The 7,933-nt window shown below is 76.2% G+C and carries 6 protein-coding genes; 2 read left to right on the top strand and 4 right to left on the bottom strand.

Annotated elements, in window-relative coordinates; translation table 11 throughout:
- Positions 1-228: 228 nt before the first annotated feature.
- Together dhaL and dhaK are read right to left on the bottom strand one after the other, a co-directional pair.
- Entirely contained in the window at positions 229-855 is a 627-nt protein-coding gene (gene dhaL, locus ACFVXH_RS21760) for a dihydroxyacetone kinase subunit DhaL (RefSeq protein WP_074005550.1), read from the bottom strand.
- A gap of 12 nt (positions 856-867) precedes the next feature.
- Entirely contained in the window at positions 868-1,863 is a 996-nt protein-coding gene (gene dhaK, locus ACFVXH_RS21755) for a dihydroxyacetone kinase subunit DhaK (protein WP_049659693.1), read from the bottom strand.
- A 166-nt stretch (positions 1,864-2,029) separates the two neighbouring features.
- Here dhaK and dhaM point away from each other — a divergent pair, with 166 nt between their 5' ends.
- On the top strand, positions 2,030-2,422 hold the full coding sequence (dhaM, locus tag ACFVXH_RS21750) for a dihydroxyacetone kinase phosphoryl donor subunit DhaM (RefSeq protein ID WP_387826170.1): 393 nt from the start codon (positions 2,030-2,032) through the stop codon (positions 2,420-2,422).
- A gap of 36 nt (positions 2,423-2,458) precedes the next feature.
- On the opposite strand, the gene ACFVXH_RS21745 is transcribed toward dhaM, so the two are convergent.
- Positions 2,459-4,171 carry a bifunctional 3'-5' exonuclease/DNA polymerase gene (locus ACFVXH_RS21745; protein ID WP_074005551.1) on the bottom strand — a complete coding sequence of 571 codons (1,713 nt, stop codon included), beginning with the start codon at positions 4,169-4,171 and terminating at the stop codon, positions 2,459-2,461.
- A gap of 206 nt (positions 4,172-4,377) precedes the next feature.
- On the opposite strand from ACFVXH_RS21745, the gene ACFVXH_RS21740 reads away from it, so the two are divergent.
- Entirely contained in the window at positions 4,378-6,402 is a 2,025-nt protein-coding gene (locus ACFVXH_RS21740; protein ID WP_387826167.1) for a M3 family metallopeptidase, read from the top strand.
- Between the two features lie 9 nt (positions 6,403-6,411).
- Here the strand turns inward: ACFVXH_RS21740 and ACFVXH_RS21735 are convergent, their stop codons facing one another.
- The gene (locus tag ACFVXH_RS21735) at positions 6,412-7,869 is read right to left on the bottom strand and encodes a cellulase family glycosylhydrolase (protein WP_387826164.1); all 1,458 of its coding nucleotides are present in this window, start codon (positions 7,867-7,869) and stop codon (positions 6,412-6,414) included.
- Positions 7,870-7,933 lie beyond the last annotated feature (64 nt).

Here is a 7,933-nt window from a genome sequence, read left to right as displayed (position 1 = left end):
GGCGTTCAGATCGTTGGCAGTCTGAAAATCACCCGTCACGCCCCTCTCCGCGGCCACCCCCTGCGCCACCCCCTCCCGCAGCGCGTCCCTCTCGCGGGGGGAGGGGCGGGTGGGTGGGGGCGGGGGAGGTGGCCTTGGTGCGGGTGGGTGGGGGCGGGGGAGGTGGCCCTGGTGCGGGAGGTGGGGGGTGAAGCGGGTGGGGTGGGTGTGAGGGGCGGTGGGTGGGGGTCAGGTGGTGGTGATGTCGGCGAGGGTGCGGAAGACGAGGGCGGTGGAGGTGGCGCCCGGGTCCTGGTGGCCGATGCTGCGTTCGCCGAGGTAGGAGGCGCGGCCCTTGCGGGCCTGGAGGGGGATGGTGTCGCGGGCGCCCTGTTCGGCGGCGTCGGCGGCCGCTGCGGCCGCTGTGGGGAGGTCGGCGCCGGTGGCGGCTGTGGCGCGGAAGGCGGCGACGGCTGGGGTCCAGGCGTCCACGATGGTCTTGTCGCCGGGGGCGGCTTTGCCGAGGAGGCGGATGGCGTCCAGGCCGGCGGACAGGGCCTCGGCGACGGCGGCCGGGCCGGCCGGGTCGGGCAGGGCGGCGCCGATGGCGCGGAAGGCCTTGCCGTAGAGCGGGCCGGAGGCGCCGCCGACCTTGGAGATGAGGGTGGTGCCGGTCTTGGTGAGGACGGCGCCGGGGCCGGCGGGCTGGAGGCCGTCCAGGGCGGTCAGGGCGGCGGCGAAGCCGCGTTGGAGGTTGCTGCCGTGGTCGCCGTCGCCGATCGCGGAGTCCAGGTCGGTGAGCCGGGCCCGCTCCTTCTCGACGGCCGCGGCGATCGCGCGGACCCAGGCCTCGGCCAGCGGGGTGTCGAAGTCCATCGTGCGTCCTCCTCAGGCCCGCTTGAGGGCGGGGGTGTCGACCGGGGCGTCCCAGAGTTCCAGCAGCTCGGCGTCGGCCTTGGTGAGGGTGAGCGAGAAGCCCGCCATGTCCAGGCTGGTGACGTAGTTGCCGACCAGGCTGCGGGCCACCGTGATGCCGCGCTCGGCGAGCCGGGCGGCGACCTCGCCGTAGACCACGTACAGCTCCAGCAGCGGGGTCGCGCCGAGGCCGTTGAGCAGGGCGATCACCTCGTCGCCCGGGGTCAGGTGGTGGTCGGTCAGGATGGTGTCGACGACCTCGGCGGCCAGCTCGCGGGCCGGGCGGAGCTTCTCGCGCCGGCGGCCGGGCTCGCCGTGGATGCCGACGCCGACCTCGATCTCGTCCTCGGGCAGGTCGAAGCCGGGCTTGCCGGCGGCCGGGACGGTGGCCGCGGTGAGCGCGACGGCGAAGGAGCGGGAGGCGGCGTTGACCCGCTCGCCCAGGGCGGCCACCTCGTCCAGCGGGGCGCCGCGCTCGGCCAGCGCGCCGGCGGTCTTCTCGACCAGGACGGTCGCGCCGGTGCCCCGGCGGCCGGCCGTCCAGGTGGAGTCCTCGACCGCGACGTCGTCGTTGACCAGGACGGTGCGGACCTCCAGGCCCTCCTCGGCGGCGAGTTCGGCGGCGAGCTCGAAGTTCATCACGTCGCCGGTGTAGTTCTTCACGACGAAGACCACGCCGGCGCCGGTCTCCACGGCCTTGGCGGCGGCCAGCATCTGGTCCGGGACGGGCGAGGTGAAGACCTCGCCGGGGCAGGCGGCGTCGAGCATGCCGGGGCCGACGAAGCCGCCGTGCAGCGGTTCGTGGCCGGAGCCGCCGCCGGAGATCAGCGCGACCTTCGGGCCGGCCGGGCGGGCGGCCCGGGTGATCACCCGGTTGGGGACGTCCACCGTCAGCTCCGGATGGGCGGCGGCGATCCCGGCCAGGGCGTCCTCCAGGACGCTCTCCGGGGTGTTGATCAGCTTCTTCAACGCTCTTCGCTCCCTTGGTGACCTGGGTGACCTGGGTGAGGACGCCACGGCCGGCGACGCCGTAGCCCCGACGCTACGCCAGACGGGGGTGGTGGGCACGGGGTGCGACACGCGGGATTCCGATCACTCTCCCGGAGTACCGGGTTCCGGCCGTAGGGTCGGCCGCATGAGTGAGAACGTGGGCATTGTTCTGGTCTCGCACAGCGCCCGGCTCGCGGAGGGGTTGCGCGAGCTGCTCGGCGAACTCGCCTCGGACCGCGTGCGGGTGGTCGTCGCGGGCGGCACCGAGGACGGCGGGCTCGGCACCAGCTACGACCTGATCGCCGGGGCGATCGCGCGGGCCGACGCCGGGGCGGGCGTGGTCGTGCTGCCGGACCTCGGCAGCTCGGTGCTCACCGCCGTCACGGTGCTGGAGGACGAGCCGCGCCCGGGCGTGCAGCTGGTGGACGCGCCGTTCGTGGAGGGCGCGGTGGCCGCCGCCGTCACCGCCTCGACCGGGGCGGGCCTGGCCGAGGTGGTCGCGGCGGCCGAGGACGCGCGCGGGTTCCGGAAGCTCTGACGGCCCGGTGTCCGGGCGTCGTCCAGTGCCCGCGGCTCACTTGGCGTCCGCGTAGCAGTCCACCACCGCCGTGCTGAGCGGGAAGCGCACCGGGGTGTCGCCGAACACCAGCCGGCGGGCCTCGTCGGCCGCCTCGGCGACGGCGGCGGCCACCTCGTCGGCGAGGTTGGCCGGGGTGTGCACGATCACCTCGTCGTGCTGGAAGAACACCAGGTGCGGGCGGTCCTCCGGGCCCGCGGCGGGCAGTTCGTTCAGCCGGCGGCGCAGGGCCGCGAGCAGGGCCAGCGCCCAGTCGGCGGCGCTGGCCTGGATGACGAAGTTGCGGGTGAAGCGGCCGCGGGCGCGGGCGGTGCGGCCGCCGGCCTCGCCAGCGCCCTCGCCCTCGGTGAGGTCGAGGAAGTCGGCGGAGGCCGGCGGGCAGACCCGGCCGAGCCGGGAGGCGACCACGCCGCCGTCCTCGCCGGTGCGGGCGGCGGCCTCGACGTAGCCCATCGCGGCCGGGTAGCGGCGGTGCAGGGTGTTCAGCAGCGGGCCGATGTCGCCGCTGGTCTGCCCGTACATGGCGCCGAGCAGGCCGAGCTTGGCCTTGTCCCGGTCGCCCTGGAAGGCCTGGGCGGCGAGCGCCTCGTACAGGTCGCCGCCGGCGGCGGTGCGGGCCAGCCCGGCGTCCTGGGAGAGCGCGGCGAGCACCCGGGGCTCCAGCTGGGCGGCGTCGGCGACGACCAGCAGCCAGCCCGGGTCGGCGACCACGGCGCGGCGCAGGATGCGCGGGATCTGCAGGGCGCCGCCGCCGCGGCTGGCCCAGCGGCCGGAGACCACGCCGCCGACCACGTACTCGGGCCGGAACCGGCCGCCGCGGGCCCAGGCGTCCTGCCAGGCCCAGCCGTGCGCGACGTGGATCCGGGACAGCTCCTTGTAGCGGACCAGCAGCTGCGCGGCCGGGTGGTCGACGCCCTTGAGCTCCCAGGAGCGGGTGGAGCCGAGCTGGATGCCCGCCTCGGCGAAGGCGCGCAGCACCTGGGTGTGCGAGTCGGGGTTGAACGGTTTGGCGCCGAGGGCCTGCTGGAGGTCGACGGCGAGCTCGGCGAGGACCCTGGGCTGGGTGCCGGGGACGGTCGGCCGGGGGCCGAGCAGTTCGGTCAGCAGCCGGTCGTGGACGTCGGCCCGCCAGGGCAGCCCGTCGTGGGCCGTCTCGGCGGCCACCAGGGCGCCGGCCGACTCGGCGGCGACCAGCAGCCGGAAGCGCTGCCGGGCGGCCGGGTCGGCGATGGCGGCGATCCGGCGCTGCTGTTCGGCGTGGACGGCGACCACGGCCTCCAACGGGTCGGCGCCGGGCGGCAGTTGCAGCCGGTCGGGGGCGAACAGGGTGTCCTGGCCGTCGTCGGCGTCGGCCAGGCCGGGCTCGGGCAGGTCCGCCGGGACGGGCAGGTTCCGCAGCCGGGCCCAGGCGGCGCCGAGCGAGCGCGGCGCCCCGAACCGGCCCTCGTGCGCCAGCAGCAGCGCCTCGACCAGCCGCAGGTCGTGGCAGCGGGCGAGCCGGTCGGGCAGGCGCGGCAGCAGCGGGGCGTACCCGGAGTCGGCGGCGGCCCAGACCCAGCGCGGGTGGTCGGCGGCCTCCCGGGCGGCGACGGCGGTGGCGAGGTCGCGGACGGCCTCCGGCGGGCCGAGCGGCCGGCCCGTGTCGTCCAGCGGCTGGAGCCGGCCGCCGGGGCCGTGCGGATCGGGCGCGATGGCGGTCCTGGGTGCCACGGGGGCTGCTCCTCTCCGGCGCGCGGTCGGGCGTGCGGGGACGGGTACGGGGACGCGGGCCCGCGGACGGGCACGCCGCGGCCCGCGACCGACGGGCCCGCGCGTCGACGTTAACGGGTGGGTACGACAACGGGCGGCACGCGGGCCCCGCGAGGGGCGGCAAAAGCACGTGGGCACGGCTCGGGACACGGCGTAGGGTTCGCGAAATGACCGTGAACCCGTTCTTCCAGGCCAGCCCGCTGGTCTACGAGCTCCCGCCGTTCGCCGAGATCCGCGAGGAGCACTACCTGCCCGCGTACGAGCGGGGGATGGCCGAGCAGCTGGCCGAGATCGCGGTGATCACCGCGGACCGGAGCCTGCCGACCTTCGAGAACACCCTGGTGGCCCTGGAGCGCTCCGGGGAGCTGCTGCGCCGGGTCGACGCGGTGTTCCGCAACCAGTCCTCCTCGGACACCACCGACGTGCTGGACGAGGTGGAGGCGAAGGTGAGCCCGCTGCTCGCCGCCCACCACGACGCGATCCACCTGGACCTCGCGCTGTTCGCCCGGATCGAGGCGCTGTACGGGGACCGCGCCGGGCTCGGCCTGGACCCGGAGTCGCTGCGCCTGCTGGAGCGCCGGTACACCGCCTTCGTGCGCTCCGGCGCCCGGCTGGGCGCGGCCGAGCAGGCCCGGCTGCGCGAGCTGAACGCCGAACTCGCCGCGCTCGGCACCACGTTCCAGCAGAACGTGAACGCCGCCACCCGGGCCGCCGCGCTGGTCCTGGACTCCGCCGAGGAGCTCGCCGGGCTGTCCGGGGGCGCGATCGCCGGGGCCGCCGAGAACGCCCGGGTGCTGGGCCACGACGGCCGGTACGTGCTGAGCCTGAAGAACACCTCCGGCCAGCCCGAGCTGGCCCAGCTCACCGACCGCGCGGTGCGCGAGCGGCTGCTGGCCGCCTCGCTCGGCCGGGGCGTCGAGGCCAACGGCCCGCTGGCGATCCGGATGGCCGGGCTGCGCGCCGAGCGGGCGGCGCTGCTCGGGTACCCGAGCCACGCCGCGTACGTGGTGGCGGACGAGACGGCCGGCACCGTCGAGGCGGTCTCCTCGCTGCTGGCCCGGCTGGTGGAGCCGGCGGTGGCCAACGCCCGCCGGGAGGCCGCCGAGCTGGCCCGGGCGGCCGCCGCGGACGGCATCACGGAGATCGCCGCGCACGACTGGGCGTACTACTCGGAGAAGGTCCGGCAGAGCTCCTACCAGGTGGACGCGGCCGTGCTGCGCCCGTACTTCGAGCTGGAGCGGGTGCTGCGGGACGGCGTGTTCTTCGCCGCGAACCTGGCGTACGGGGTGACCTTCACCGAGCGGCCGGAGCTGACGGCCCACCACCGGGACGCCCGGGTCTTCGAGGTGTTCGAGGAGGACGGCACCCCGCTGGGCCTGTTCATCGGCGACTTCCACGCCCGGGCGTCCAAGCGCGGCGGCGCCTGGATGGACGCGATGGTGGCCCAGTCCGGGCTGACCGGGCAGCGCCCGGTGGTGCTGAACAACCTCAACATCCCGCGCCCGGCGCCCGGCGAGCCGGTGCTGATGGACTGGGACGAGGTGCGCACGCTGTTCCACGAGTTCGGGCACGCGCTGCACGGGCTGTTCTCGGACGTGCGCTACCCGCTGTTCTCCGGCACCTCGGTGCCCCGGGACTTCGTCGAGTTCCCCTCGCAGGTCAACGAGATGTGGATGGTCCGGCCGGAGGTGCTGGCCAACTACGCCCGCCACCACGCGACCGGGGAGCCGCTGCCGGCCGAGCTGGTCGAGCGGATGACGGCGGCCGAGGGCTTCGGGCAGGGCTTCCGGACGGTGGAGTACCTGGCGGCCACGCTGCTGGACTGGGCGTGGCACACCGTGCCGCGCGGCGAGGAGGTCGCGGACGCCGAGGAGTTCGAGGCGCGGGCGCTCGCCGCGGCCGGGATCGCGGTGGACGCGATCCCGCCGCGCTACCGGACGACGTACTTCCAGCACATCTTCTCCAGCGGCTACAGCGCCGCGTACTACGCGTACATCTGGTCGGAGGTGCTGGACGCCGACACCGTGCAGTGGTTCGAGACCAACGGGCGCGCGGTGCGGGAGAGCGGTGAGCTGTTCCGGCGCGAGCTGCTGGCGCGCGGGTTCAGCCGGGACCCGCTGGAGTCCTTCCGCGCGGTGGTCGGCCGGGCTCCGGAGACCGGGCCGCTGCTGGCCCGCCGGGGGCTGGTCTGACCGTCACCGTCACGGTCGGGCCGCGGTGAGCGTGACCGTCACGGTTGTGCCCCGGCGGGTGTGCGGGAGCCGGACGCGGACGGTTCCCGCGCGCCCGCCGGTCGGCTGGTCGACCTCGACCCGGGCGCCGGCGGGGGAGACGGCGACCCGGGCCCCGTGCGGGAACGCGGCCGGGGGGAGCAGGAGTTCGCTGCCGCGCCCGGTGCCGTCGGCGTGCCAGCGGACGGTGGCGCCGTCGGCGCGGGCGTCGGTGCGGACGTCCGTGCCCGCGACGGCCACCGGGTACGGGCCGAAGGCGGGTTCGTCGCCGGGGGCGGGGCGCCCGGCCGGGTCGAGCGCGCAGTAGCCGCCGTTGCCCCGGCACCAGTACCACATCGTCCAGCCCTCGGCGAAGCCGTCCATCGCGGCGGTCTGACGGCGGACCAGCTCGGTGTTGCCCGGGGTGCGGGAGTCCGGCGGGCCCCACTCGCCGACCAGGACGGGCAGGCGGTGGGCGGCCGGGTAGCCGGTGATCGCGGCGGTGTACCGCTCCACGAAGCCGTCGGCGGGGTTCCAGTCGGCGCCGCCCTCGACCGCGGTGTCGTAGAAGTGCGGCGCGTAGCCGAGCCGGGCCGCGCCGGGGCGGGGGTCGGCGAAGCCGGGCAGGCTGGTGGGCACGCCCTGGCCGACCAGCACGGTCGGCTCGACGAACAGCCAGGCGCGGGAGTCGGCCCGGCGCACGGCGGCGATCAGGCGGCGGTACATGTCGGCGAGCCGGCCCTGCTCCAGGGCGGAGGCGGCGGCGGCCAGCACGGCCGGGTCGCTCGGGTCGCCGTCCACCGGGCCGAACGGCTCGTTGAACAGGTCGTAGCCCAGCAGCGAGCGGTGGCCGCGCAGTTCGCGGGCGAGCCGGGTGTAGAAGTCGGCCTGCCAGGCGCGCAGGTCGGGGTCGTCGTAGAGGTGGCGGAAGGCGGCCTGGACGGCGGGCTGGAAGTAGCCGGCGAACCAGTCGTCCGGGTCCGGGGTGAACGGCAGGCCGTCGTCCCGGGTGGCCCAGACGGGGACGCCGTTGGTGCCGCCGCCGAACGCGGGCCCGTAGACGTCCTGGTGGAAGTCGACCAGGACCAGCAGGCCCAGCCGGTCGGCCCGGTCGAGGAGCCGCTGGACGCGGTGCAGTTCGGTGGGGTCGAGGCGGCCGCGCCGGGGTTCCAGCCTGGTCCAGGAGACCGGCAGCCGGACCAGGGTGAAGCCCTGGGCGGCGACGGAGTCGAGGTCGGCCGGGGTGGCCTCGGCGTACTTGTCGAGGTTGAAGCCGCGCAGGAGGAGCCGGCGGCCCTGGGCGTCGGTGAGGGCGGTACGGCCGTCGGCGGCGGTGGCCGTTCCGGTGGGGAAGCGGTCCGGGGGGCCGTCGTGGGCCGAGGCCGGGACGGCGGTCAGGACGGCGGTGGCGGCGAGCAGCAGGGCGACGGCGGTGCGGCGCAGGCGCATCGGGGACCTCGCACGGCGGGGGTGGGGGTGGGGCCCGATGATGCCCGGACTTGCGTGCGCCGCA

The sequence above is a fragment of the Kitasatospora sp. NPDC058184 genome, from assembly GCF_042883725.1.
In the GTDB taxonomy this organism is placed as follows: domain Bacteria; phylum Actinomycetota; class Actinomycetes; order Streptomycetales; family Streptomycetaceae; genus Kitasatospora.
This window is presented reverse-complemented; position numbering and strand designations above follow the sequence as displayed.